The 24,720-nt window shown below is 41.3% G+C and carries 31 protein-coding genes; 25 read left to right on the top strand and 6 right to left on the bottom strand.

All coding sequences use genetic code 11. The features are described from left to right. Positions 1–100: 100 nt before the first annotated feature. The 6 genes from F955_RS09375 to F955_RS09350 all read left to right on the top strand — a co-directional run bounded on the left by F955_RS09375 (position 101) and on the right by F955_RS09350 (position 4,140). Complete coding sequence (locus F955_RS09375) at positions 101–1,048, top strand: LAPAL motif-containing putative phage structural protein (protein ID WP_004893815.1); 948 nt, start codon at positions 101–103, stop codon at positions 1,046–1,048. A 98-nt stretch (positions 1,049–1,146) separates the two neighbouring features. After that, complete coding sequence (locus tag F955_RS09370; protein ID WP_004893812.1) at positions 1,147–1,482, top strand: hypothetical protein; 336 nt, start codon at positions 1,147–1,149, stop codon at positions 1,480–1,482. Between the two features lie 206 nt (positions 1,483–1,688). Continuing rightward, a complete protein-coding gene (locus F955_RS09365) occupies positions 1,689–2,042 on the top strand; it encodes a hypothetical protein (RefSeq protein ID WP_004893810.1) in 354 nt (117 codons plus the stop codon). 151 nt (positions 2,043–2,193) lie between these two features. Further along, on the top strand, positions 2,194–3,141 hold the full coding sequence (locus F955_RS09360; protein WP_004893807.1) for a sensor domain-containing diguanylate cyclase: 948 nt from the start codon (positions 2,194–2,196) through the stop codon (positions 3,139–3,141). Between the two features lie 43 nt (positions 3,142–3,184). Further along, positions 3,185–3,688 carry a hypothetical protein gene (locus tag F955_RS09355; RefSeq protein WP_004893805.1) on the top strand — a complete coding sequence of 168 codons (504 nt, stop codon included), beginning with the start codon at positions 3,185–3,187 and terminating at the stop codon, positions 3,686–3,688. A 206-nt stretch (positions 3,689–3,894) separates the two neighbouring features. Next, positions 3,895–4,140: a hypothetical protein gene (locus tag F955_RS09350; RefSeq protein ID WP_004893803.1), complete on the top strand. Its 246-nt coding sequence runs from the start codon at positions 3,895–3,897 to the stop codon at positions 4,138–4,140. Here the strand turns inward: F955_RS09350 and F955_RS09345 are convergent, their stop codons facing one another. Then, positions 4,141–4,464 carry a hypothetical protein gene (locus F955_RS09345; RefSeq protein WP_017401449.1) on the bottom strand — a complete coding sequence of 108 codons (324 nt, stop codon included), beginning with the start codon at positions 4,462–4,464 and terminating at the stop codon, positions 4,141–4,143. A 96-nt stretch (positions 4,465–4,560) separates the two neighbouring features. Here F955_RS09345 and F955_RS09340 point away from each other — a divergent pair, with 96 nt between their 5' ends. From F955_RS09340 to F955_RS09270, 16 genes are all read left to right on the top strand, one after another. Beyond that, the gene (locus F955_RS09340) at positions 4,561–4,995 is read left to right on the top strand and encodes a hypothetical protein (protein WP_004893801.1); all 435 of its coding nucleotides are present in this window, start codon (positions 4,561–4,563) and stop codon (positions 4,993–4,995) included. Beyond that, entirely contained in the window at positions 4,992–5,528 is a 537-nt protein-coding gene (locus F955_RS09335; protein ID WP_004893796.1) for a hypothetical protein, read from the top strand. Before F955_RS09340 ends, F955_RS09335 begins: the two co-directional genes overlap by 4 nt. A gap of 1 nt (position 5,529) precedes the next feature. Next, positions 5,530–6,690 (top strand): ATP-binding protein, encoded by a 1,161-nt coding sequence (locus tag F955_RS09330; RefSeq protein ID WP_004893792.1) that lies wholly within the window; start codon positions 5,530–5,532, stop codon positions 6,688–6,690. Then, complete coding sequence (locus F955_RS09325) at positions 6,687–7,811, top strand: hypothetical protein (RefSeq protein ID WP_004893790.1); 1,125 nt, start codon at positions 6,687–6,689, stop codon at positions 7,809–7,811. The genes F955_RS09330 and F955_RS09325 overlap by 4 nt, the downstream gene beginning before the upstream one ends. Before the next feature lie 130 nt (positions 7,812–7,941). Next, positions 7,942–8,184, top strand: coding sequence for a hypothetical protein (locus tag F955_RS09320; RefSeq protein WP_004893787.1), 243 nt, complete (start codon positions 7,942–7,944; stop codon positions 8,182–8,184). Then, positions 8,184–8,567 (top strand): hypothetical protein, encoded by a 384-nt coding sequence (locus F955_RS09315; protein WP_004893784.1) that lies wholly within the window; start codon positions 8,184–8,186, stop codon positions 8,565–8,567. The genes F955_RS09320 and F955_RS09315 overlap by 1 nt, the downstream gene beginning before the upstream one ends. Continuing rightward, positions 8,567–8,737: a hypothetical protein gene (locus tag F955_RS16720; RefSeq protein WP_004893783.1), complete on the top strand. Its 171-nt coding sequence runs from the start codon at positions 8,567–8,569 to the stop codon at positions 8,735–8,737. Before F955_RS09315 ends, F955_RS16720 begins: the two co-directional genes overlap by 1 nt. After that, positions 8,734–9,198 carry a hypothetical protein gene (locus F955_RS09310; protein WP_004893781.1) on the top strand — a complete coding sequence of 155 codons (465 nt, stop codon included), beginning with the start codon at positions 8,734–8,736 and terminating at the stop codon, positions 9,196–9,198. The genes F955_RS16720 and F955_RS09310 overlap by 4 nt, the downstream gene beginning before the upstream one ends. Then, positions 9,199–9,468: a helix-turn-helix transcriptional regulator gene (locus F955_RS09305; RefSeq protein ID WP_004893778.1), complete on the top strand. Its 270-nt coding sequence runs from the start codon at positions 9,199–9,201 to the stop codon at positions 9,466–9,468. Between the two features lie 117 nt (positions 9,469–9,585). Further along, positions 9,586–10,170 carry an anthranilate synthase component II gene (locus F955_RS09300; RefSeq protein ID WP_004893775.1) on the top strand — a complete coding sequence of 195 codons (585 nt, stop codon included), beginning with the start codon at positions 9,586–9,588 and terminating at the stop codon, positions 10,168–10,170. Positions 10,171–10,176: 6 nt separating this feature from the next. After that, positions 10,177–11,223, top strand: coding sequence for an anthranilate phosphoribosyltransferase (trpD, locus tag F955_RS09295; protein ID WP_026056694.1), 1,047 nt, complete (start codon positions 10,177–10,179; stop codon positions 11,221–11,223). A gap of 20 nt (positions 11,224–11,243) precedes the next feature. Further along, complete coding sequence (gene trpC, locus F955_RS09290; protein ID WP_004893769.1) at positions 11,244–12,050, top strand: indole-3-glycerol phosphate synthase TrpC; 807 nt, start codon at positions 11,244–11,246, stop codon at positions 12,048–12,050. A gap of 350 nt (positions 12,051–12,400) precedes the next feature. Next, positions 12,401–13,084 (top strand): Smr/MutS family protein, encoded by a 684-nt coding sequence (locus F955_RS09285; protein WP_004893768.1) that lies wholly within the window; start codon positions 12,401–12,403, stop codon positions 13,082–13,084. 93 nt (positions 13,085–13,177) lie between these two features. Then, entirely contained in the window at positions 13,178–13,726 is a 549-nt protein-coding gene (gene folE / locus F955_RS09280; protein WP_017401324.1) for a GTP cyclohydrolase I FolE, read from the top strand. 95 nt (positions 13,727–13,821) lie between these two features. Then, positions 13,822–14,181 carry a cupin domain-containing protein gene (locus F955_RS09275; protein WP_004893766.1) on the top strand — a complete coding sequence of 120 codons (360 nt, stop codon included), beginning with the start codon at positions 13,822–13,824 and terminating at the stop codon, positions 14,179–14,181. 256 nt (positions 14,182–14,437) lie between these two features. After that, complete coding sequence (locus tag F955_RS09270; RefSeq protein WP_004893763.1) at positions 14,438–15,001, top strand: DUF4385 domain-containing protein; 564 nt, start codon at positions 14,438–14,440, stop codon at positions 14,999–15,001. 1 nt (position 15,002) lies between these two features. Here the strand turns inward: F955_RS09270 and F955_RS09265 are convergent, their stop codons facing one another. The 5 genes from F955_RS09265 to hemE form a co-directional block, all read right to left on the bottom strand. Then, complete coding sequence (locus tag F955_RS09265) at positions 15,003–16,406, bottom strand: diguanylate cyclase (protein ID WP_017401325.1); 1,404 nt, start codon at positions 16,404–16,406, stop codon at positions 15,003–15,005. A gap of 178 nt (positions 16,407–16,584) precedes the next feature. Then, positions 16,585–18,471: an Lnb N-terminal periplasmic domain-containing protein gene (locus tag F955_RS09260; RefSeq protein ID WP_004893759.1), complete on the bottom strand. Its 1,887-nt coding sequence runs from the start codon at positions 18,469–18,471 to the stop codon at positions 16,585–16,587. Positions 18,472–18,543: 72 nt separating this feature from the next. Beyond that, positions 18,544–19,014, bottom strand: a complete 471-nt coding sequence (locus tag F955_RS09255; RefSeq protein ID WP_004893757.1) for a DUF3015 family protein — start codon at positions 19,012–19,014, stop codon at positions 18,544–18,546. A 138-nt stretch (positions 19,015–19,152) separates the two neighbouring features. After that, the gene (locus F955_RS09250) at positions 19,153–19,959 is read right to left on the bottom strand and encodes a DUF817 family protein (protein WP_004893754.1); all 807 of its coding nucleotides are present in this window, start codon (positions 19,957–19,959) and stop codon (positions 19,153–19,155) included. A 10-nt stretch (positions 19,960–19,969) separates the two neighbouring features. Next, a complete protein-coding gene (gene hemE / locus F955_RS09245; protein WP_004893750.1) occupies positions 19,970–21,040 on the bottom strand; it encodes a uroporphyrinogen decarboxylase in 1,071 nt (356 codons plus the stop codon). A 198-nt stretch (positions 21,041–21,238) separates the two neighbouring features. Between hemE and F955_RS09240 the strand changes: the two genes are divergently transcribed. The 3 genes from F955_RS09240 to F955_RS09230 all read left to right on the top strand — a co-directional run bounded on the left by F955_RS09240 (position 21,239) and on the right by F955_RS09230 (position 24,614). Beyond that, positions 21,239–22,462, top strand: coding sequence for a L,D-transpeptidase family protein (locus F955_RS09240; protein ID WP_004893747.1), 1,224 nt, complete (start codon positions 21,239–21,241; stop codon positions 22,460–22,462). 163 nt (positions 22,463–22,625) lie between these two features. Next, positions 22,626–23,324: a pirin family protein gene (locus F955_RS09235; RefSeq protein WP_004893742.1), complete on the top strand. Its 699-nt coding sequence runs from the start codon at positions 22,626–22,628 to the stop codon at positions 23,322–23,324. A 318-nt stretch (positions 23,325–23,642) separates the two neighbouring features. Further along, complete coding sequence (locus F955_RS09230; protein ID WP_004893740.1) at positions 23,643–24,614, top strand: methyltransferase; 972 nt, start codon at positions 23,643–23,645, stop codon at positions 24,612–24,614. Positions 24,615–24,720: the final 106 nt, after the last annotated feature.

Genomic DNA, 24,720 nt, shown 5'->3' with positions numbered 1-24,720 from the left:
AAAAAAGCCGCTATATGCGGCTCTTTGAGTTGAGTGGGATAATTAAGACGACAATTATTGTCAAACTCATAATGAAACTATAAATATTGATTGATAGACTATGACCACAACCAATACTGATGTGAATGAAGATGATATGAGTGAGAAATTCCACGTAGTTTATGATGGTAAGGCTTTAGATGAGCATCTAATGGATGTACGCGACCTTGCGCCTGCTATGATGGCTATCAATGATCTTCTTATTCATGCAAATCAAGAAATCAACGGTGAAAAGCTTAAAATTGAGCTGAAAGTTAAAGCCAATTTTAAAGCCGGTAGTTTTGGTATTGAGTTTCATGAAATTTTGTCTTGGTATGACCAGATTAGAGATATTTTAACCGGGCCGACTGTTACCGCTTTTGCAAATGCTGGTGGGCTTCTGGCGCTAATTGGGATGTTCAAAAGCCCGAGGGCTGGCTTAATTCAGCTGTATCAAAAATTAGAAGGCAAGCCACCTGTTAAGGTTGAAGAAGAGACTGAGGGTGTTCGAGTTTATTATTCTGAAACTGAATTCGAACTAGTCGATAAGCGTGTACTCCGCTTGTATCGCAATAAATCTATAGCGTCTGACTTAAATAAGATGCTGGAGCCTTTATCAAAGGATGGTATTGATGCTCTCTATGTCGTTAAAGATGCGGACGATAAGAATGTACAGCTTTTGATTGATAAAAATGAAGTTAAATTTTTTAAATATCAGGAATTTGAAGAAGATTTAAACTCTGATGTTTCTGAGACATATGTCCAGATTGAATCTGTTTCATTTAAAGAAAAGAATAAATGGAAGTTTAGTAATGGTAAGTTCTTTTTTAACGCAAGTATCTCTGATGAAGAATTTATTTCTAGAATTGATGTTGGTGAGTTAAGATTCGGTAAAGGCGACATCTTAAAAGTAAAATTAAAGGTTGTTCAAACTATTGCTCACAATAAATTAAAATCGGAATATGAAATTATTAAAGTAATTGAGCATAAGCCAATGAAAAGTGGCGAGCAGGAAAAATTAGAACTCTAATTGCTTAATAAATGAGTTCTTCAACCCACCCCAGCGGTGGGTTTTCTTTTATAAAATTCTTTATATAATTCAAAGTCCAATAACACTAAAATCAAACTATGAAAACAATAACTTTAACTATCCTACTCTTGTCTTTAGCTTTCACTGGTTGTGAGAAGCAACTTAGTGAAGATATAGATCCAATCACAACCATAACAGCTCTTGAGAACTCAGATAATATTCTTAGTAAATATATAGAAAAGCTAGAATCGGAGTTCACTACACAAGATGTACGGGTAAAAATTTTATGCAGAGACTACCCGCGCGAGTATCAAAAAAACTATATGCCTAATTTGTTGAAGCTATCACCCGGTGAATACTCTGAAGCTGTACTTTTGGCTGATATGGATTTGGTTTTAGATCACTACAAAGAGAAAGATGCTATTCAGTGCTAAAGCTTTCTTACTTCTGAAATATTAAATCTTTATATTGGACTTAAGACCTCTCATGACCGGGTCTGTAATAACAAAGTAAAGCATCACTAACCCGCTATCCGCGGGTTTTTCTTTATGTAAGGTAAGTGTAACCTTGTCTTTAAATGTTACATTATAACAATTAATATAAAGATACCTATGATTCATAAATAGAAAGGTAAGTATCAATGAAATATTTGTTAGGTGCAGCATTGTTAGGATTAGCACTTACTGGCTGTACTTCAAATCCACAAAACGAAGTGGTACAAGAAAAAGTTGTGAGCAATACTCCAGCTGAAACTCAGGTAATTAACTTTACTGGTCCAATGGATCTTACAGTTGAATTGAAATCTTCGGATAATTTTGAAACTGCAGAAATGACAGATAATTCTGGCAAGGTTTATCACCTTAAGCGAGCTATTTCAGGAAGTGGTATGCGTTTAGCCAATAATGATGGTGTTTCAATTCACTTCAAAGCTGGTGAAGGTATTGTAGAGTTTATGAAAGACAAACCTATCAGTATTACTGAATACAAAAAATAAGATTATTGTTCTAGGACAACCTACCCCAGTGGTGGGTTGTCTTTTTATTATATGAAGTAATATTCCTATCAGTTTAAAATTATAATATATGACGCTGTAGTCTAAAAATTGTTTTTTCATATCTCTCTTAGCACAAATACGGACTAACTTAATGAATAATATTAACTTTAAGAATTTCGAAGAGGCTGGCCAAGCTATTTTAAAATTCTTATCTCAACGATTTGGATTTAAGTTATGGATGATTACCCGTACTGAAGGTGATGACTGGATTGTCTTACTAAGTGAAGATAATGGCTATAACGTTAAGCCAGGACAAGTATTTCGATGGGCAGATTCGTTCTGCTCACACATGGTACAAAATAATGCGCCCCGCATTGCCCCTTACTCGCCCGATGTTCAAGTTTATACAGATGCACCAATAAATAAACTTGTCACTATTAAAGCCTATATCGGTCAACCTATTTTAAAAGAAGATGGTTCCTTGTTTGGCACTCTTTGTGCAATTGATCCCGAACCTCAGTCTAAAGTCCTTGTTGAGGATGCTCCATTGTTTGATCTTATGGGAAAGGTGCTTAGTTACACGATTCAAGCTGAATTAAGAGCAACCGAACACATACGTAAAGCTGAACGCTTTGAAATGGAAGCATTGTCTGATCCAATGACTGGACTTTATAACCGTCGTGCTTGGGATCGATTAGTTGAGTTAGAAGAAGAACGGTGTAAGCGATATGGTCACCCTACTGCTGTGCTTATGATTGACCTAAATGATCTAAAGATCACTAATGACAATCTAGGACATGCTGCTGGTGATGAGCTGATCAAAAGAATGGCTGTAGCTTTAAAAGGCATAGTACGTAGCAATGATATTATTGCTCGCCTAGGTGGTGATGAATTTGCCGTACTTAGTATCGAAACTAATCTGCAGAATGCTGAGAAGCTTGTAACAAGAATTCAAAATGCTTTTGCGAAAGCTGAAGTTAGTGCGGCAATTGGTCTTGCAATGCGAAATCCAGCATACGGTCTATCAGCAGCTATCATAGAGGCAGATGAAAAAATGTATCAGGATAAAGCCCTAAGCAAATCACCTGAGACTAATTAATAAAAAACGCGAACCCGACGCGGCTCAATAAGCAGGAAGCTATATGATATTGGATCGAGAATTACAGCTTGAGTTGTTAAGTAAGATCGCAGAGTGCTACCCATTTGTATGGACTGATTATGAGCGAAAGCCAGATAGTGCTGAGTATCATAAAATTGCTATCAATTTGAACTATCTCAAGGGTCATGGCCTTCTTACCGAGAACTCCACCAAAGTGGTGCATAGTAAATCTGGAGATGGTGGTGGCTCCATTCTTATCATGAAGCCGCAAATCACAGAAAAAGGCTTGGATTTTCTAAAAGATGATGGTGGTCTTTCAGCTATTTTAGGTGTGGTAACTGTAAGATTTGAGGCTGACACCATACGCACAATACTTCAACTTAAGGTGGATCAATCTGATTTATCGCCTGTTGATAAGCAGAAATTGCGTGGTGCGCTTCAAGAGCTGCCTGCCGAGAATATAAAACACCTGTCAACGAAAATTGTGGATGCGGGTTGGGATAATCTAGGCTCTCTAATGAGCTTAATTCAAAGCAGCCTTTTTTAGCGATATTTTTAAATTTCAAATAACCAATCGGCTTATTGTAATCGCCTACTGGCACAAAAAATTCAGGCACATCTTCTTTTATGTGCTCCAGGTAAATCTGGGTTGAGCCGGGATGAAGCCGATCTTCTATTAAAACAAGCGTTTCTAATTTCATAAAAATACCTTGCCGCATACCCGAGCGGCTCTTGGATCGGGTGGAGAAAAATATGGCAGAAACAAAATGCGGTAGCTGTGGATCGCACAGCTTTGAGCTTTCAAGCCAAAACTTGGGCAAGTCAGATCTTTTGTTTTGGTTTGTACAATGCTCCAATTGCGGGGTTCCTATTGCGGTAATGGAACATAACCATATTGGTATTAAACTAGATCATATTGTTAAGCGATTAGATGATCTGGAGGCCGGAATTGGCTTAACTATGCAGTCTGTAAGCTCATTAAAAAAGAGTAAAAAATAACTACTCTCTACCAAGAGCACGAGAGCCATTAGAGTGGCCGTTATTGGTGCTAATTTTTTCAGTAAGTGCACGAAAACCGCTAACAGTAATCTCTTGGTTATCAAGCACAAAAGCTTCGGCAACTTTAATATATTCCTGTATAAGGGCATGGTCATGTATGCCTGAGGCAACATAAGCTTTATATAATTCAGCTCGAAATTTCTTCTTGCTCATTTTAACAAACTCCAAACAACCCATCCCTGTGATGGGTTTTCTTTTGTCTATTAAAGCATAAATTAAAGCAAAGTTTATAAATATAATTAAAGTATGCTTTACATAACCCATTTATTAAAGTATGCTTTAATTATCAAGTAAAAAGAAGCCCCAGCGTTGCTAGAACAACCTGGAGCGTGACCCATCACCCTACTGAGTGAAATTATTATGAACACAAAATTAACTCCACACAATAGCTTCAAGGTAACTCTGTTTACCGCCGCCTTAACTGTAAGCGCCTTGGCATTTGCTCATCTTGCTGACTTTGGTACTGACCAGGTAGCACCAGCTCAAAATATTCAATCTGAATATGGAATCGTCTCTTTAAAGATGCTCGACGATGTACACGGTGAAGCTGTCGTAAATCTGGATGGTTTCCGTTTGGAAATCACTTCATTTGAAGTTGAAGCACACCCGGATGATTACGGTGTACCAGGTTCCGAATTCACAAATATAGAAGTCGTTGAACTAGGTGAAATCAAGGTGTTCGATGCTAATGGCAATCCATATAACGACTTCACTGATCATCAAGATCACCGCGAAATCAATTCAATGATCGCCGGCTACATCATGAAGTACCGTCTGGTGGAGGTTCAGTCATGATTTTAAATTCTGCTGATCAAATATTTGAGGCGCTTTTGAATGGCCAATCGGTCTACTGGTGTGAATGCGGCTCTGATGACTGGTCTCCTCTAAATGATCGAACTCAAATTAATTTTGTAGACCTTTACACCGGCTTCCTGCAATTCAAAGCAGATGAGCTACCTGTAGTGCCAATGCCGGTAGAATTTGGCTCAACTCATCGTTATTTCTCTGAATACATCAAGACCTTTGAAGGACTTGAAATCTATCGAGTGGGTAAAACCCGGGCGAGCTATTTTGCCCTACGTGTCAAAAGCTCAGGAACTATTTCCGACTATTTCTGCAATACGCAGATCTACTCCATTCAGCCGGATGGCTCATTGAGGAAGATGGATAAATCCCTTACTCCAAAATGGATTTTAGATGGGTTGGAAAATGCGCGTGTTGCTATGCGCAAAAACAAGCGTCATCAAGTTTTAGAAAGTACCGGCTTCTTTGCATCGGAAGACTATAAGAACTTTAAGCGTAATAACCGTCCTGCAGGAGTACGTTGAGATGGCTATTCAAGTATTTACACCAGAAAACACCCTGCTTGTAGAAAGTATTAAGTGCTACCTGTATACCGATCCTGGTATGGGTAAAAGTACCATTGCTCATACCGCAGAAAAGCCTTTAATTTTTGACTTTGATAAAGGTCAGCATCGTGTATCTGCTGAGCTGCGTCGTGGCGCAATTGTTCGTATTGATAGCTGGCTTGACCTTGAGAATCTTAAGGATGACTTCTATGCACCCTATAAAACTATTGTTTCAGATACTGTAGGTGCAATGCTGGATGCAATTAAAGATCATCTTTCCAAGAATAGTGACAACCTGCAACGTGATAAATCACTGACATTAAAGGCGCAGGGTCTAGCTGGAAACCTATTTATGAAAATGGTTCGTAAGTGGGAAAACCTAGGTAAAGATATTGTTTTTATTGCTCATGCTGTAGAGCAGGAAGCTGGTAAGAATAAGATCAAAATTGTGCGTCCAGATCTGGCTGGCAAAAATAGCGCGATGCTTTATCGCATGTCAGACATTATGGGCTATCTACACGCTTCTACCGATGAGAATGGAGATGATCTCCGTACGATCTATTTCAACCCATCTGAGTCACACCATGGCAAAAACTCAGGTCGCTTAGGTCGAATACATACAAATGGGAATGGTGTGGAAGTTTGCTCTGGCCAAGTTACTGTTCCAGATCTGGCTCATTCCCCTACTTTCCTTGCAGATCTGCTTAAACAAGCCAAGGACCACATCAATACTCTTACTCCAGTACAAGCTGAAGAGTTAAAAAATATCACTGACCTTAATCATTGTAAGCAAGTCTGCGAAGAAGCCAGTCATGCCGGTGATCTAAATCAGCTTACTGAGTCACTTATGCCTGAGCATAAGTATGTAAAAGAAATGTGGGCTGCTATTAAGGCACGTGGCGCTGAAATGCAATGCACCTACGAAAAAGAGAAAAAGCGCTGGTTCAATCCACCTCAATTCAATGGCATTTCTGATGAGCAGCTGGCCGATCTACAGGACTTTATCGATACCTGTGGTCTTGATGCGAAAACAGTGTGTGAACACTTAGGGCTTGATGCTCTCAACCAGATAGAAGCTTCCAAATTTGAAGCCGTAAAAAATGAAATAGAACAAGTAGCTAAGGGAGCAATGACAGCATGAAAATTTTAAATAGCAAAGAAGCTTTTGAGGCAATGATGGCTGGCCGAAATATCATGTGTCGTGCAGCTGGTGAGTTAATGGATTTTGATGATCTGTCTCAATTCCCGGCTACGATTTTCGCTATGCCAGGCTATGAGTTCTGCATCAAGGTTGAAACAATGGAGCTGGCTGGTATTACATTTACCAAGCCTTTGACTCTTGATGATGTCGTGGAAGATCAGGAAATCTTTATTATTCATCCTGACCATATCTCACAGATTAAATACAGCAAACAGTGCATGGAGTATTTCAAAGCTGTCGACAATGGTTTTGCTCAGGCGGATAAAGAAAATGCCGAATTACAATTGGTTGCAATGGGTGAACTATTTGGTCGAATGATTGTCTATCCTCCAACTATAGACAATACAGGCAAACCTAAAAAGAGACGCTCAACCAAAGCTAAGAATGAGACTGAACAGGCTAGCATTCCAGCTGGCCCAGGTGATGCTGTACCAGATATTGAAAAACAGCCTGAGCCAGAGGTAATTCAGCCTATTGAGGCCATAGAGCAAGAAGCCACTATTAATACTGAAACTCCAGTTACAGAAATTGAAGCGGATTCAGTTGAAACCGACCGGGTAAAGCTTGTTGAAAAGTTCACTGCACAAATTGATCAGTTTACTAAGGAGGATGACGTTCTTTCATTCCGTCACGTATTTCTGGCCAATGGACACTTAGATCAAAAAGATCAACAGCACTTATGCAAGCTTACGGAAGATAAATTGCTTGAGCTGGATCCAGAGCAATACACGCCGAAGGTTGAACCTGAACCAATCGCAGATGAAGTCATTGAAGCTCAGCAACCAAGTATGTTTGATCAAATTGAAAATGCCGCACGCAAACAAGCATCAGTGGAAAGTGCTGAACATGGTAGTGCCCCTATTGATCTCTTCTACAAGAAGAAAAAACAGGTTCTGATCAATCGGATCTATGACATGGATTCAGTAGAAACTTTAGAACGACTAGCACCAGCGATACCTGCAGCTAAATTACTTCCAGCTGATCATCAGGAACTACTTAGCCTGTATGCACAGCGCAAAGATGCCTTGATTCAAGCTGCTGAAACTGGGGAGGCTTCATGAGTTACTCCTACTCTTCAATGACCCGCGTGCTGCTTGTGCAGCACAAAGGTCGGGTTAGAACTTACCGCAACATCAACCTATTCGGTATTGATGATTGCCTTCGAAATTTTGCGAACACCTGGGGGTACAGATGATCTTCAGAATTAAAAAGAAGCATGAAGTTGGCTTTAAGCTTTGGCTAGAAAAATTGGGTTATACCAAAAATGAACTTGCGGATGGCAGCTCGACATTTAGCGGCAAAGGCACACGCAAGACACTGAGTTACGTGCTCTTAAAGAAAGATTTAACAGGTAATGCGGCATGTCAGGTGTTATTTCATGAATATGAAGAACATCTGGATAACCCTGATTATTTAGATGTGAAGGTGGCGTGATGGAAGATAACAAATTGTGGTGCGTAGGAATCTGCCCTGAAGATGATAGTCCGCATGAACAGTCACCTGCTGCATCAAAAGAAATTGCTGAACGTGCTTTGGCTCGATACAGAGCCATGACTAAAGCTGAAGGTAATCAGTTCATGATCGAATCATTTGATGAATACTTTCAGGTTCAAGAATGGGAAGGTACAGCTGAAGAACACCAGGAACAAATGTTTTATACAGAAGACTGGTTTAAAGAGCCGATGTACCAGTGCAAAAACATGCAGCAGGCTGAACAAGCTTTTAAGTACGGTGAAATCGTGCACTGCTACAAAGATAGTGCTGAGTTAATTACTTCTGATTTTGATGAGGCTAAGCGCTTCTATGAGGTGGCGTGATGGATAGCAATAACCAAATAATTGAACCCACCCCATATGACGATGCGCAATGGCTCTGGTGCGCTGATTGGTGCAAGAAAAAAGGATTAAGCCCATATGATTCTAAGAACTGGGCAGATGCAAAATTTGAATACTTGAAGGCTCATGAAGCCAAGGAGAGAAAGGGATGATTAAGCAATTAGAACCGGCAGAAATTATTCGTGATCAATATGGCTTCTGGACTCACCCGGTATTCAGTAAATATCTGGAGTGTGTAATTGGTGATTCGGAAGGAATGACCAGTGAGCAATTTGAAGAATTAAAGCTTCACTTTAATGTAGATTTCTCAAAAGTTGAGATGGAGTTCGATGCTCCGGAAGATGTTGCTGAGCGCTACTGGGATCAGGAGGAGCTTGAAGCAGTCGCTTACTGGAATCCAAGTAAACCTAAAGGAGATGGTGACTGGTTCTTGGTATCTATTAACGACACAGAGGATGGTCCAGTAGCTTGGTGGGCTAAACCTAAGAATACTATTGATAAGCAAGTAAATCTGATGGATCAATTCATTGAAAGCGGTGAATTTGATAAAACTCTAAATGATTTTTTTGGGTTGCCGGAATCAGTAGTTCAAAGCTTAAAGGAGGTGTCTTAGATGGGAACTGAATCTGAGCATAATCTACTCCAAGCCATTTTTGATGAAATGCAGGAGCTTAAAAGAGCAATGGCAAATCAAGATGAGCGCCGAGTGAGTATCAAGGAATTTGCGAAGCGGATGAATATGAGTGAGCCGACTTTATATGACAGGATCAAAAAAGGAGAAATTGACCAGCCAAGCAAAGATGGTCCACGAAGTTACTACCTAAATAGTTATGTGAACGAAGTTGTCACAAGGCATTCAAAAACTGGTAAAGTAGCCGCTTGATTAGCGGCTTTTTAATGCCTGTAAAATCAGTCACTTTTCTAAAAGTGAGTAACATAGTGAGTAACGATTAGAAATAAAGATGCTCATTTTCACAATTTTCAAGAGGTTACGTGCGATATGCTTCTCATGATCGACAACTATGACTCCTTTACTTACAACATCGTCCAGTACTTTGGCGAGCTGAATCAAGAAGTAAAAGTAGTCCGTAATGATGCCGTGACTTTAGAAGATATTGAGCGATGGCAACCTAAATATCTGGTCATTGGCCCTGGTCCATGTTCTCCAAGTGAAGCCGGTATTTCTATTCCTGCGATTCAGCACTTTTCTGGCAAGATTCCGCTATTAGGCGTATGTCTCGGCCATCAAAGTATTGGTCAGGCATTTGGCGGTGACATTGTGCGCGCTAAACGTGTCATGCACGGCCGTCTATCCGACATGTATCACAGTGACAAAGGGATTTTCAGCAACCTGCCTTCTCCATTTTCTGCGACGCGCTATCACTCACTGGTGATTGATCAGGCGACCTTGCCGGAATGTCTGGAAGTGACCTGCTGGACCAATGAAGCAGATGGCTCAATGGAAGAAATCATGGGCGTAAAACATAAGACATTACCTGTTGAAGGTGTGCAGTTCCATCCGGAGTCCATCCTAAGCCAGCATGGCCATCAAATCTTTAAAAACTTCCTAGAAATTTATGCGTAAATAATGATGAATATTCAACAAGCTTTAAACCATATTACAAAAAACATTCACCTGACTCAGCCACAAATGGAAGACGTGATGCGTTGCATCATGTCGGGTGAAGCCACCGATGCACAAATTGGCGCCCTGATGATGGGTCTACGCTTAAAAGGCGAAAGCATCGATGAAATTACTGCTGCAGCACGTGTAATGCGTGAATTGGCACTGAAAATTGATGTCAGCGATTTGCCATATTTGGTCGACATTGTCGGTACAGGTGGTGATGGTCAGAATTTATTTAACGTCTCTACTGCTTCAAGTTTTGTGATTGCGGCTGCAGGGGGAACTGTTGCTAAACATGGCGGTCGTGGTGTATCTGGTAAATCCGGTTCATCCGATGTCCTAGAGCAAGCAGGTATTCGCCTTGATCTGAGTCTTGAGCAAAGTGAACGTTGCATTCGTGAAATTGGTGTAGGGTTTTTATTCGCCCCAAATCACCACAAAGCCATGAAATATGCCGCTGGTCCACGTCGTGAATTGGGCTTCCGCAGTATTTTTAACTTGCTTGGGCCGCTTACAAATCCGGCTGGCGTAAAACGCTTTGTCATTGGTGTCTTCTCGCATGAATTGTGCCGCCCAATGGCTGAAGTGCTTAAGCAACTCGGTGCTGAACATGTCATGGTGGTGCATTCACAAGATGGTTTAGATGAAATCAGTTTAGCATCTAAAACTTATGTGGCTGAACTCAAGAATGATGAAATCACTGAATGGGAAATCATTCCTGAACAGGTCGATATTGCCTCTCAAACCTTAACAGGTCTAACCATTGATAGTGCTGCCGACAGCTTAAAACTGATTAAAGACGCGTTAAGCAAAAAGAAATCTGAAATTGGTGAGAAAGCCGCAAATATGGTGGCGCTTAATGCTGGTGCAGGTATCTATGTAGCTGGTTTAACCACCAGCTATAAACAAGGTGTTGCTCTTGCCCATGACATTATTTATGGGGGGCAAGCTCTAGAAAAAATGGGCATTTTGGCAGAATTTGGCAATACGCTCAAAGAATACGACATCTAAGACAGCAGGAATTTTTAATCATGGTAGATATCGCAAATACGATTCTAGGTAAGATCGTAGACCGGAAAAAAGAAGAATTTGCTGCACGTCTGAAGCAAAAAAGTTATAAGGATGTTGAAGAGCTGGCTCAAGCTGGCACACCTGTACGTGGCTTTGCTCAATCATTGCTGGCTAAGCGCCCGGGGGTGATTGCTGAAATCAAGAAAGCATCTCCATCCAAAGGCATTATCCGTGAAAACTTTAATCCAGCGGAAATTGCCGCACAGTATCAGGATGCAGGCGCTGCATGTTTATCCGTATTGACCGATGTGGATTTCTTCCAGGGTGCTGATGAGAATATTCAGATTGCACGTTCGCATTGCGATTTGCCAGCCCTACGTAAAGATTTCCTGATTGATCCTTATGGGGTGATTGAAGCGCGTGCTTTACATGCAGACTGTATCTTGCTGATCGTGGCTTGCCTGTCTGATCAGCAACTGGAAGAAATGTCGAAGACTGCTTTTGAGCATAATCTGGATATTTTAGTCGAAGTGCATGATGAAGCCGAACTTGAACGTGCGCTTAAACTTTCAGATCGCTGCCTGTTGGGTGTAAATAACCGTAACTTGAAGACCTTTGATGTTGATTTAAATACCTCACTGCGTTTAAAACAGTTACTCGATCCATCTCGCTTGTTGGTGACTGAAAGTGGTATAGCAACACCTGCAGATGTCGCGATGATGCAGGAACATGATATTCATGCCTTTCTGGTTGGTGAAAGCTTTATGAAACAGCCACGTCCGGATCATGCATTCCGCGACCTGTTTGGTGAACCAGAAACTGTATAAAAATTTTCAATTCAGGGCAAAATTCGTTTTGCCCTGATTCTTCCCACTCCCTGAATCAACTTTTAGACCTTCTAATTTATCTGTTTTTCTCTTCTCCCCCAGCTTAAAATCTCTCTCTAAAATCCAGCCTATCAGCCTGGATATAATCAAATACATTCTGCTTATATGAACAGTAAGACCTAAAAAATCAAATAATAAACGTGAGCTCTTATTGTATATTCACGTTTAAATTTCATTTAAATATTCACTTGAACAGAATACCTAAACAGTATGAGCGCAATGCAGTTCTCATTTTCTTGAATCAGGACTATAATTTATCAATATTTTCGCATCTTGCATGTTTTTTGATTATGAGCAAACACGATTCTTCGCTTTCCAAAGATCAGTTTAATTTGCTGAAGCAATTTAAAAAACAGATCAGCAATCCACAGCCACGCGTTGAAGTTGAAGCACCTGCGGTGAAAACACCTGAACAGGAACAAGCTGATGAGCTGGAATTGTTTCGTAAACAGATGCAGGGTGTACAAAAAATCGATAATGGCAATATCGCAAAAATCGAAAAAGCCGGCAAGAAAAAACCGGATGCACAGACACTAGCCAAACGTGCTGCTGCTGAAGGCCCGATGCAGACTGATGAAACTGCCCTTTCTGATACCCAGGCCATGCTGAACCCAGTCGGAAGTCAGGCTGCGCTGAGCTATCGCATTGCGACCCTCCAGCACAAAGTCTTTGAAGACCTGAAAGCCGGTAATCTGCGCTGGTATGAAGCAGTCGATCTGCACGGCTGTACCGTGGAAGAAGCACGTATTGCAGTATTGCAAATTATCCAGATGGCGAAAGATGAAAACCAGAACGTGATTAAGATCGTACATGGTAAAGGTCCGGAAGCCATTTTAAAGACCTACGTAAATGGCTGGCTGCGTCAGCACCGTGATGTTTTGGCCTTTGTCAGCGCACCTGAAAACCAGGGCGGTACTGGCGCTGTGCTGGTTCTGCTCAAGCGTGCGGAAAAGAATCCAAAGTTCAAACAGTAATCGGAATTAACTCCAAATTAAGGCAATGTAATAGTTTTCTGCTACAATGCCGTCCTTGTTCTATCTCAGTGTAAGTGAATACGTCATATGACTATGCAGCAATCCTACGCAAACATTCTTACTGCCGTTGGTGAAGATTTAAATCGCCCTGGTCTCAAAGATACGCCTGTGCGTGCTGCGAAAGCGTTTTCGTATTTAACTTCCGGCTATAGCCAGACTCTGGAAGAAGTGACCAATAATGCGGTATTCCCGTCTGATAACCATGAGATGGTTTTGGTCAAAAATATCGAATTCTATTCGCTGTGTGAACACCATTTATTGCCATTTTATGGTCGTGTGCACATTGCTTATTTGCCAGAAGGCCGTGTTTTAGGTCTGTCTAAATTTGCCCGTATTACTGAAATGTTTGCACGTCGCTTACAGATTCAGGAAAATCTGACCCAGCAAATTGCAGAAGCAGTGGCTGAAGTGACTAGCGCACGTGGTGTGGCTGTGGTGATTGATTCTGCGCATATGTGTATGATGATGCGTGGTGTGGGCAAGCAGGAATCAACGACACGTACTGTTTCTTTTGTGGGTGATTTCAAAACCAATAAAGAAGAACGTCGTGAATTCCTGAGCGCAGTACCTGAAGCTTACTAATCGTTTTGATTTCAAAAGCCTCGACACTTGTTGAGGCTTTTTTATATGTGCTTTAATTTGTTCAATTTCAGATAACTTTAGCTTGAGGATTCACCATGTCATCGATTTGGTTAGCAGGTCACAGTTTAACCCAGAGTGAAACCACAATTGATTATCCCCGTCCTGATCGCCTGGTCACTGGCAATCCTAAACGTTCTACACAAAGCTTGTATGATCATCCCAATATGAATTGCGGTATCTGGGAATGCGAAGTCGGTGCATGGAATATTGTGTTTGCTGAGAATAAACAGGAATTCTTTACGGTCATTGAAGGTACAGTTCGCCTGCATGATGCCAACAAAAAAAGTTATGTAGAAATCAAAGCAGGTGATGCAGGTATTATTCCGCCAGGCTTTGTCGGTACTTTTGAAGTGGTAGAGGCAGTCAAAAAATACTTTGTCGTAGTTGAAGCCTAAAACCTGCTTTTGCAGGTTTTTCTTTTTTAAAGCTATAAATAAATTCTACTTCTACAATTCATTACAGCATCACTACCCGCTTTAGCACTCTTCCATCCTACATTATTCCTGATCATCTGTGCATCTATGCAGATTGATCTGCTTGTGTATATGCACTTAATAAAAAATACATACATTTTAAGAAAGCTCATGGACTTCAAAAATACAGACAGGCATTCATGGTTATAGGGGAAATATAGATACATAAGGAGAAAATATGACGATTAAAAAAGTTTCAAAAAATGTTCCCCGTAAAACCTCACGAGTAGTTTCGACCAGTTTTGATTACTCGCTGGATTTTGAAAAAATTGATTTTAGAAAACGGCCTGAATTGTACCGGATTGGACGTGGTGAACAGGGCGTGCTTTCAGTTGAACCGTATAAATCGGAAATTTTGCCACATTGGCGTTTTGCCGATGAAGAGAAGGCTCAAGCAAGTAGCACTAAGATTTATGCCATGTTTATAGATTATCTGGAAAAAGAAGATTTTATTGGTGCGGATATGGCACGTAAATTCTTGCAGATGGGCTATACCCGTGCCCGCCGCTATGCCAATCATAAAGGCGGTAAAAAATATGACGGTCCGGTGCCAGATGACAAAAAAGGATTGAGCGGCGCCCACGGCAGAGATGAGTTACCTCGTCAGCGAGAAGATCCCGTTAAAGCTGCCGCAGCACGTATCTTTAAACAAAAATGGGATGAAGCCAAGCTTCATCCCGAATATATTAAGCAAAAACAGAAATTTAAAGACTGGATTGAATCGCTGCAATCACATCAATAATTTAGGTCAGTGATGGTGTATTCAATACCCGCGCATCCGGGTTATTTTTTGCCAGATACACCCGATTACGACCAGTATTTTTTGCTGCATATAAAGCTGTATCGGCAGTATCCAGGAACTTCTGGTAGTCTGGATGACCATCATAAATCACACAGCCAATACTCACGGTAAACTTGAACTGCATACCCTGTGCAGTCGTGATTATGCCTTCTTCAATAAATTTACGGATATTTTCTGCAATATTCATGGCACGGCGTTGATCGGTATCGACCAGCAATAGCAAGAATTCTTCACCCCCCACACGGAAAGCATAGTCACTGCCCTGACTGTATTTCTGTAATCCATCCGCAATAAATTTCAGGGCCAGATCACCCGCCGCATGACCAAATTTGTCGTTAATGGTTTTAAAGAAATCGGCATCCAGCGCCAATAAGGCAAGCGGTGTCTGGTTCTGACGTGAATAAGTAATTTCGCGGGAAATAATGGTATTCAGATAGCGACGATTGAGTAATTGAGTCAGGGAATCATTACCCGATTCAATATATTCTGCCACCTGAAATAGCTGATCAATCAGATGCTGAATCTCACGATTCAGCTCACGAATCTGCTGAATCAGGTTCAGTTTTTTTATTTTATCCTGACATTCTAAAATGATCTGATTTAGCGTATCGACCTGATGAATGCGTTCAATAATTAGCTGAACCTGATCTGAACCGGTGAATGCATACGAGGCCTTATGAATAAACCATAGGCCAAATTCAGATTTGGACAGTAGCGGATGACGTAAGGTTTCCTGACCTGAGAACACTTTGTACATCAGCTCATTTTCCCAGTCGAGTAAGCAACTACGCTGCTTATCTTTTTGTACTGCAACATCCTGCATGGCAGAGAACAGACGATAACTGTGCTTGATTTCCTGATTTTTGGCAGTTTTTGCCTCATAGGAACGACACATGATTTCAGTGGCAAAGCTCATAACCTGTACCAGATAGCTACAGATCGTCAGCGTCAGCAACTGATCATCTTCTTCTAACAGCTCAAATATCTTGCGTTCAATTTCACGCACACCACGCATAATCAGCCAGGACGGAATACCTACCCGGGCATGGACATGACCGACGGTATGCTGTTTCTGTACTGCCTGTAAATAGTGCTTATTAATACCCACACTAAAACTTTCTAACAGCCATTGATGCAAAGTGTTGCGCAGGCGCTGCTGAATCAGATCGTCAGAAAAGAACTCTGCCGACTCTTTTTCCACCAGCATATTTTTATAAAACTCTTCCACCAGTATCAGGGCATTATCCTGTATAAACTGGAAGGCATGGACTAAATCATCTGATGAATAATTTTGGCATATATGCTGCCACTGTCCCGCTAGCATATCCATACATTCATTGTCCATACTCAAACACCCCAATAAATCAGGTGAACAATATATCAAATTTATAAGCTATCGTTATCCCATGCATCCATAATTTTGATAAAACGACGTCTAAATCGGCCACAAGATCCTTATATCTTTGTAACTTCTATTTTTTATTTAAATCAGCAACTTTTAGAGATTTTACTCGAAAATTCACTTAAAAATAACGAATATAGTGTAAATTCAATGCCTGCCAGTCCAGACTCCCCTGCTGCTGGTATTGCCATCCAATCCGAATGGCATTTTGCATATTTAGGCTATATTGCAGTTCTGTATTCAGGTTGAGCATCCATTGCTGACTGTCATGCCAATAAGGGAGCTCTATCTGTACCAGACTGTTAATTCGGTCCGTCCAGATATTCTGACAGCCTGCGGTTGGTCCCAGGCCTGCACGCCAGCCATCATCAAGTGCTTTACCAGCCTGCACATGCGTTTGTAATTGCACATAACATAGATGTTCACGTTCGGCATTAGCCCAGCTATAGCCACCCTGTACCTGAAAATTGGCTACACCATGCTGCTGCTCAGTACTGAACCCTCCTTCCCGGTCAAGCGCTTCCTGTTTCCAGCCCAGATTAAAGCCCCAAGACAACGGAACCTTAAATGCATGAATCGGGTTATAAGAATTAACTGTTAACAGGTCCAGATGTTCCAGTTTTATACGATCATCACGGTATTGCAGCGCACCATCGAGAAATAATAATTGAGTACCTGTGCGTAATCCGCCTTGTGGATCCATCAAATCATGATAAGCCTGACGCAAACCTAACTGAATCGTGGTTTGATCCTGTACCTGTCCAGCCTTAAATACGAAATTACGTGCATGATGGCTTTGTGTCGGATCTACTTTTGGAGTTTCTGGCTGCTGACGCTGTTTCTCTATGGCCAGCTGGCTTCTTAATCCCAATAACTTGCGAAAGCCTGGTTGGGCAAATGCTTCATCTACTTCCTGACGCAGAAAATCCAGATATAAATGATCATAAGCCATTTCCAGTATCTTGGCCTGATCTTCAGCAGGATAGTTGTGCAAGATCTCAGACATACTAGCAGTTTCTGCATAAGCGACCTGATGTGCAGTTTTTGCCAGAACTTTACCATGCTGGCGAGATTGAGCCAGCAACTGGGTTTCGAGGGCTGGTCGATAGATCTTTTCCCGAATCAGCCCCTGCTGCTCTACAACTTTTAGGGTTTCTACCGGAATAGCGGTCGTACCGAACTGTTTTTGCAGATTCAGTCCAGGTCGGACTAATTCGAGCAGACCTAAGAGACGATATGAACAATTATCATTAATAAAATAATAAGGGAAATTGACCTGTTGCATTTCCCACAGATGCTGTACCAGAAAAGTAGTTTCTTCGGGCGTCAGATTAAGTTCATATTCCCATAAATCCCGGCTTTCAAAATCGCCATATTCTTTGACCTTACGATAATAAGGCATCAGTGAATATTCACCCGGATATTGTCCGGTTAGGCCTTTCCAGGCAAAGGACCAGTTATCATTACTGTCTACGGTCGCTGCATAATTGACTGCATAAGAAATCAGCTTCAGTTCCTGCTGGTCTTTAGGGTCCAGACGCAGCAAAGTATGCCCAAACATTGAGCTCGGATTCCCCATAAAATCTGTCGCATAAATCAGGGTAGCTTTGTAAGGCTTAACCTCCCCAATCCAGCGTTCAAGATCAGGGCAACTTAGCTCAGGCAATTGCTGCTCAGAGATATTTAACTGCTGCATGAGCCAGTGACTACGTGCGGGAAACTTGCAGCGCACGGACTGGTTGGGGGCAGCTGCTAAAAATAATGCCTGTATATTCTGCTGCATTTCCTGTTGCAGGTTACTTCCTCCCTGCTCCGCCAGAAAATAACCAGAGTAGCTGACCTCACTCTGTCCTTTGCTATTGGCATACATTAAACGCTGCCAGGTTTCCGCCTTAAACAGCTGCTTCTGTACCGCCTGATCAAGATAAGGCTGAATATCTGGGGAAATGGTCGTAGCAAAACTTATGGGACTCGATAGCAAAGCTATGATTAAAAAGGCATATTTCATTCAGTCAACGTATTCTTGGGTTTTTATAGTCATAAGAAAACCCTGCCAGTAGCAGGGTTTTTTAAGGATCCGTTAGATGTAAGATTTTAACACTTCATCTTTAGCCATCACGTTTTGTAATGAGCTCAAAACCTGTAAAGTATTTTGATTTTCTTCTGAATAGATTTCAGAGAAATTCTGCTTGGATAAAATAAAGAAGCGTGCTTTATCTTCAGATTTAATATTCAGCAATTCTGCCAGTACATTCAGGCTTTCACCTTCACCAACAGCCATATCGCGTGCCAATGCTTCCGCATTTTCATTGGTAAATGTCACAACTTGTGCAGTGACTGTTCCTCCCTGGCTACAACCCAAGGTACCGAAAGTAATCCCTAGCCATTGGTTAGTAAACAGAACGTTTGTAGTACCAGCAAGCAGTTTAGGAATAATGCCTGACTGACCTGCCCACACCTGACTACCGACACCACAACCAACATCATTGTCAGCCATCGCCAGGCTCGAACCAGTCGCTAATACTGCTGCGAGCATAATTTTTTTCAACATACTTATTCTCCGGTTATTCTCTGCATCTTTGTTATTGATATAATTATGTAATTTATATTACACATTAAGCAGATTAGCTGGAAGCTGATCGATACGCAATGTCAAAAACGTCCATGTTAACCAAAGAAAACATTAATTTTATGAAGAAGCTTTCAACTGCCAATTTCCTCTAGAATCACGCACCCCTAAAATCTTCATAACCAGAACCAGACTGAGCAATAATAACAAGTACCAGGAACCTAATTTTGCCCAGCCGACCATATGCCATTTTTCTACCTGACTTGGATAGAGCCAGATCTGGTAAAAGGTACTGATATTCTCTGCAATCCAGATAATAAAAGCCAGTAAAGCCAGGACCGGTAACATCGGCAACTGAAAGGAATGCCGGTTCAGCTGAAAGCGGATTTGAGTTTTCCAGAAGATCAGCGCGCTCCAGATAAAAAGAAGAATACGATAGTCTGGAATAAAGAACTTGCTCATGAAGTTAATATAGGACAACACGGCCAGTGCCATCATATTGGCAAAATCAGGCAAGTGATTAAAAGAGACCTGAAACAGACGTAATGAACGCGCAAAAAAACTGCCTACAGCTGAATACATAAAGCCTGCAAACAACGGGACGGTTAAGATCTTGAAAATGGCGGGTTGTGGATAATGCCAGGAAGCAATCGCTGGATGAGTCAGAAAAATTTCCATCACCATCGCCAGAATATGAAATAGCGCAATGACTCTGGCTTCTGCCCAGGATTCTAATTTGGCATACAATAGAATGACCTGAATCACCAGAGCATAAAATAGAAGATAGTCATAACGGTAGAAGCCGTAAAACAGTTCACTCCCCATTGAAGCGCTAAAAGCAAAAGCCAGCAGGAGTAATATCCCAAATAAGGCAGCCGATGCTGCCTTATAAGAAAATTCAAACCCTGATTTGAGTAGGTCGATCAAGGTTTACATCCTAAAGATATTTAGCGCTGTACTCATGCACGGTATCAATAAACGCTTTAGGATGGGCTGGATCTACCCATTGTGTAATGCCATGTCCAAGATTTGCCACATAACCGGTCTTTTCACCATTGGCATAGGCATCGTCCAGCATCAGCCGGGTAGCTTTAGCAATTGCGTCTGGAGAACCATATAAGGTTGCAGGATCAAGGTTACCTTGTAGTGCTGCACGACCAGCAACAGTCTGACGGGCAACATTCAACGGCGTAGTCCAGTCCAGTCCAAAAGCATCTGCACCTGTTGCTATCATTGGCTCAAGCCACTGGCCACCACCTTTGGTGAAAAGGATCACAGGGATCTTGCGGCCATCTTTTTCACGCTGCAAACCTGCGACAATTTTCTGCATATAATTAAGTGAAAATTCGATATATTCACGATGCGCTAGTGCACCACCCCAACTATCAAAAATCTGCACCGCCTGAGCACCTGCATCAATCTGGGCATTCAGGTAATCCGTTACTGCATCTGCCAGACGTGTAAGTAATGCATGCAGCACTTCAGGCTGTGCATACATCATTTGTTTGGTAAAGCGGAAATCCTTGCTGGAACCACCTTCAACCATATAAGTCGCCAGTGTCCATGGACTGCCCGAGAAGCCAATTAAGGGAACTTGTCCACCTAATGCTGAACGGATCGTAGTAACCGCATTCATGACATAGTCCAGATCTGCTTTGGCATTAAATGCTGGCAGATTCGCTACATCCTGCTCGGTACGTACGGTTTTATGAAACTTAGGACCTTCACCGGCTTCAAAATACAGACCCAGACCTAATGCATCCGGCACAGTCAAAATATCCGAAAATAAAATGGCAGCATCAAGTTCATAACGGCGTAGCGGCTGCAAGGTCACTTCACAGGCAAATTCGGTATTCTTGCAAAGAGACAGAAAATCCCCTGCCTTGGCGCGTGTTTCACGGTATTCTGGTAAATAACGGCCTGCCTGGCGCATCATCCATACGGGTGTGGTATCTACAGGTTCACGCAACAATGCACGCAGAAAACGATCATTTTTTAAGGTCGTCATTCACATTACCATCAATCTTTGACATTCAAGACATCATAGCAAAAAGCCTCCATTTTTAATAACTTCACATTACTTTAAAAATCGATCATCATAAGTGAAGAATTAAGGGTGTCACAAAACAACTACTGCATCTCCATAGTTTTTCTGTAATACTTATTACGTTATTTAAATAGTTTATGAATAATTAGGTTGAATTACATGTTCGTTCGCACAATGCTCGCAATGAGTTTAAGTTGCATTATTGCAGGTACTGCCTTCGCTGCTTCTGCTACTGAACAGCCATTAAATCCCAAAAAAGTAGCGACCGATGTTACGGTTCAAGACCCGATCGATCCGCTTGCTACAGAAGCATCAGCAGCCAAATCTACAGATACTCCTATTTCAGCTCAGGAACAAAGCGATCTTACTCAGGCTTCTGAGACCCTGGATGGCCTGCAGGCAGCTGAAGATCAAAATGCGGATATCGGTGCTGCCCCAACAGCAGCCGCTAAAAGCACGTCTGCTCATGCCAATAAAGCCTCTTGGACGCTAGATGGTCTGAATAATGCTGAATGGTATGAAGACATCGGTAAAGGTCAGTTCCCTGTATACGCACGTGCACATGTCATGTTGAACAATGCTCATGCTTCGCCAGGTGCAATTGATGGAACCAGTGGTAAAAATACCCTGAAAGCGCTGGCCTCTTTCCAGCAAATGAATGGTATCAAGCCGACCGGTACATTGACCAAAGAAACCTGGGATAAGCTGATAGAGTTGCAAGCATCTAAGCCTGCATTTGTCGAATACACCATTTCAGCAGAAGATCTGAAAGTACCTTTGGCAAAATCAATTCCATCTGATTATGCGCTACAGGCTAAAATGCCTGGTCTGTACTACACCAGCATGTCGGAAATGCTTGCTGAAAAATTCCACATGGATGAAGCATTCTTGAAACAGCTCAATCCGGGAGCAAATTTCAGCAAAGCAGGCCAAAAACTTTTGGTTGCCAATGTCCGTAACAACCTGCCAGAAGACATTCATTTGATTGTAGCGCACAAAGGTGCCAAACAGCTGTATCTGTTTAACAGCAAAAATAAAATGATTGCCTCTTTCCCGGCAAGTATTGGTAATACCAGTACGCCTTCTCCAACAGGTACTTATAAAGTAACAGGTGTGGCGCGTAACCCGTATTATAGCTATTCACCTTCTAACTTTGTTCAAGGTAATAATACCAAACCGCTTTCCTTACCACCTGGCCCGAATGGTCCAGTCGGTAATATCTGGATTGGTCTGAGCAAGAAATCATTTGGTATTCATGGTACGCCAAATCCATCGATGATTTCCAAGTCTTATTCACACGGTTGTATCCGTTTGACCAACTGGGATGCCAATGATCTTGGCCGTAAAGTGAAGTCAGGTGTAACTGTCCGCTTCCTGGAATAATCAGTTCTATATAAAAAATGCCCGCTTTCGAGTGGGCTTTTTTATGCTTCAATAAAATTCAGATCGTTGCAAAACTGCAATGATCTGTCGCATGGATAGGCTTTTTATAAAATAAATACAACGCTAAGATAGGATCATGTTAAAAAAATAGATGAGATGAAAAATGGATGCTTTCCTGCATAAAAGCGAAAACCGTGGTCATGTCAAAATGGGCTGGCTAGAATCCAAACACAGCTTTTCATTTGGTAACTGGTATAACCCTAAATATATGGGTATCAGCGCACTGCGTGTGATTAATGATGACTTGATCGATGGTCACCAAGGCTTTGGTCAACATCCGCATGACAATATGGAAATCCTGACCTGTGTACTTAAAGGTACGATTACCCATCAGGACAGCATGGGCAATCACGGAGGGATTTCTGCGGGTGAGTGGCAACTGATGAGTGCCGGTACAGGTGTTCGCCATAGTGAAATGAACCAAGGTGATGAACAGGTCCATTTGCTACAAATCTGGATCATTCCAAACGAACATGATGCACAACCGAACTATCAGCAAATTAAGCTGGATCCACGTGAACAACCTAACCAGTGGCATCTCATTTGTGGACCAACTGACAACGCACCGATGCATATTCGTCAGAATGCTGAAGTGAAAACCGCAGTGATCAAAAAAGATCAGGCTTTAGCAATCAAAGCCACTCAGCATATTAACTATGTGCATGTGATTTCAGGTGCAGTACAGATTGCCGAATACACCTTAAATGCAGGTGATGCAATCGCTTTCCTGGATGAAGTAGATATGAGAGCTCTGGATGATGCTCAAGTAATCTGGTTTGATTTGCCGGAAGTCAAAGACTAAGATTTTTATCAATTTTAGTTCTAAAAGGCTATTCATCTCATCTGCAAGGTGGATAGCCTTTATTTTTTATATCGTGAACTTATTTCTCTCTATGCAAGCTTGCAGATAAAAATAAATAATACCAATCCACAGCACTTCTTTACCTAAGAGTTTCCCATTTTCAGCGATGATTAAGCTTATTCATTTTAAACAACCGTCTATTTATAACGTACGAAGAAACTTAACCAATTCTTATGGCTATCCTTCGAGTCATTTTTTATTATGAGCACAACAGAATGATTACTTGATATTTTCTAAGAATCAGAAGAGAAAATCCTTATGAACCAGATCTTAGATATAAAAACCAGCCAACAGCAGGCCTTACTTTATTTATTGAATTTCTTAAAACAGCAAGACTATCAATTTACTGCAATTACCCCACTTTCTCATCAACGGATTCTGGATCGTAAACAAAATGATTTAAATAAAGAAATTACGCTCAAGGATATATTTGGCTGGAATCTTGGATTTAAAAAAACAGATCTTGATCCTGCGCTTTTTTCCATACTTGAAGAACATCAGCTTCTTAAATTTCAGGAAAACTTATATTTAAGTCAGGTACGGGTAGCTTCTCTCAACAATGCGTTATTTATTCACTCTGCCTTTCCGACCATAGAACAAGATGCAGTATTTTTTGGCCCAGATACTTATCGTTTTGCCTATCATTTGAAGCAACATTTAGCGAGCCGATCTGATCCATTGAAACGCGCAGTTGAACTATGTTGTGGTACTTCGGCAGCTGCCGTCAGTATCGCAAAATATTTTCCAGATTATGATGAGCTGATTGTCGCGGATCTTAATCCGAAAGCCCTGTTATATAGTCAAATGAATATCGACTTTGCTGGTTTAAAAAAAATCCATCCGGTACAGAGTGATTTATTTGCAAATCTGCAAGGTCAGTTTGACCTAATTTTTGCCAATCCCCCCTATTTAATCGACCCACATCAACGTCAATACCGGCATGGCGGTGATGAGCTAGATGGCAATGCTCTCTCTTTTCGCATCATTAAAGAAGGTATCCAGCATCTTAATCCGCAGGGATGTATATTCTTATATACAGGTGTTACCGTCACTCAGGATGACAATCGTTTTTTAGCGCATTTAGAAAACTTAATGAAGCAGTATAAAAATATCAGCTGGTCTTATGAAGAGATTGATCCGGACATCTTTGGAGAAGAATTAGAACAACCGGCTTATCAGCATGTGGACAGGATTGCTTTGGCGTTAGTGAAAATTGAAGTCAAACAATAATATTGTCGTCATTAAAAGTTCTTTATTTAATGGGTAAATACTCAGAAAATTTATAAATTTTTATGAAAAATCTATAAAAAATATCCCAGTAATTTATTGATATTTT

It is taken from the genome of Acinetobacter schindleri CIP 107287 (assembly GCF_000368625.1).
In the GTDB taxonomy this organism is placed as follows: domain Bacteria; phylum Pseudomonadota; class Gammaproteobacteria; order Pseudomonadales; family Moraxellaceae; genus Acinetobacter; species Acinetobacter schindleri.
The sequence above is the reverse complement of the archived record's forward strand: the minus strand, read 5'-3'. Positions and strand labels throughout refer to the sequence as shown.

Coding starts and splice junctions, on each gene's coding strand:
- F955_RS09325 (WP_004893790.1), top strand. CDS start 6,687: ATGAAAATTTTAAATAGCAAAGAAGCTTTTGAGGCAATGATGGCTGGC.
- F955_RS09265 (WP_017401325.1), bottom strand. CDS start 16,406: ATGGACAATGAATGTATGGATATGCTAGCGGGACAGTGGCAGCATATA.
- F955_RS09260 (WP_004893759.1), bottom strand. CDS start 18,471: ATGAAATATGCCTTTTTAATCATAGCTTTGCTATCGAGTCCCATAAGT.
- F955_RS09275 (WP_004893766.1), top strand. CDS start 13,822: ATGTCATCGATTTGGTTAGCAGGTCACAGTTTAACCCAGAGTGAAACC.
- F955_RS09350 (WP_004893803.1), top strand. CDS start 3,895: ATGGCAGAAACAAAATGCGGTAGCTGTGGATCGCACAGCTTTGAGCTT.
- F955_RS09315 (WP_004893784.1), top strand. CDS start 8,184: ATGGAAGATAACAAATTGTGGTGCGTAGGAATCTGCCCTGAAGATGAT.
- trpD (WP_026056694.1), top strand. CDS start 10,177: ATGAATATTCAACAAGCTTTAAACCATATTACAAAAAACATTCACCTG.
- F955_RS09300 (WP_004893775.1), top strand. CDS start 9,586: ATGCTTCTCATGATCGACAACTATGACTCCTTTACTTACAACATCGTC.
- F955_RS09255 (WP_004893757.1), bottom strand. CDS start 19,014: ATGTTGAAAAAAATTATGCTCGCAGCAGTATTAGCGACTGGTTCGAGC.
- F955_RS09345 (WP_017401449.1), bottom strand. CDS start 4,464: ATGGGTTATGTAAAGCATACTTTAATTATATTTATAAACTTTGCTTTA.
- F955_RS09330 (WP_004893792.1), top strand. CDS start 5,530: ATGGCTATTCAAGTATTTACACCAGAAAACACCCTGCTTGTAGAAAGT.
- F955_RS09340 (WP_004893801.1), top strand. CDS start 4,561: ATGAACACAAAATTAACTCCACACAATAGCTTCAAGGTAACTCTGTTT.
- F955_RS09360 (WP_004893807.1), top strand. CDS start 2,194: ATGAATAATATTAACTTTAAGAATTTCGAAGAGGCTGGCCAAGCTATT.
- F955_RS09355 (WP_004893805.1), top strand. CDS start 3,185: ATGATATTGGATCGAGAATTACAGCTTGAGTTGTTAAGTAAGATCGCA.
- F955_RS09270 (WP_004893763.1), top strand. CDS start 14,438: ATGACGATTAAAAAAGTTTCAAAAAATGTTCCCCGTAAAACCTCACGA.
- F955_RS09235 (WP_004893742.1), top strand. CDS start 22,626: ATGGATGCTTTCCTGCATAAAAGCGAAAACCGTGGTCATGTCAAAATG.
- trpC (WP_004893769.1), top strand. CDS start 11,244: ATGGTAGATATCGCAAATACGATTCTAGGTAAGATCGTAGACCGGAAA.
- F955_RS09375 (WP_004893815.1), top strand. CDS start 101: ATGACCACAACCAATACTGATGTGAATGAAGATGATATGAGTGAGAAA.
- F955_RS09310 (WP_004893781.1), top strand. CDS start 8,734: ATGATTAAGCAATTAGAACCGGCAGAAATTATTCGTGATCAATATGGC.
- F955_RS09240 (WP_004893747.1), top strand. CDS start 21,239: ATGTTCGTTCGCACAATGCTCGCAATGAGTTTAAGTTGCATTATTGCA.
- F955_RS09365 (WP_004893810.1), top strand. CDS start 1,689: ATGAAATATTTGTTAGGTGCAGCATTGTTAGGATTAGCACTTACTGGC.
- F955_RS09320 (WP_004893787.1), top strand. CDS start 7,942: ATGATCTTCAGAATTAAAAAGAAGCATGAAGTTGGCTTTAAGCTTTGG.
- F955_RS09230 (WP_004893740.1), top strand. CDS start 23,643: ATGAACCAGATCTTAGATATAAAAACCAGCCAACAGCAGGCCTTACTT.
- folE (WP_017401324.1), top strand. CDS start 13,178: ATGCAGCAATCCTACGCAAACATTCTTACTGCCGTTGGTGAAGATTTA.
- F955_RS16720 (WP_004893783.1), top strand. CDS start 8,567: ATGGATAGCAATAACCAAATAATTGAACCCACCCCATATGACGATGCG.
- F955_RS09305 (WP_004893778.1), top strand. CDS start 9,199: ATGGGAACTGAATCTGAGCATAATCTACTCCAAGCCATTTTTGATGAA.
- F955_RS09335 (WP_004893796.1), top strand. CDS start 4,992: ATGATTTTAAATTCTGCTGATCAAATATTTGAGGCGCTTTTGAATGGC.
- F955_RS09285 (WP_004893768.1), top strand. CDS start 12,401: ATGAGCAAACACGATTCTTCGCTTTCCAAAGATCAGTTTAATTTGCTG.
- F955_RS09370 (WP_004893812.1), top strand. CDS start 1,147: ATGAAAACAATAACTTTAACTATCCTACTCTTGTCTTTAGCTTTCACT.
- hemE (WP_004893750.1), bottom strand. CDS start 21,040: ATGACGACCTTAAAAAATGATCGTTTTCTGCGTGCATTGTTGCGTGAA.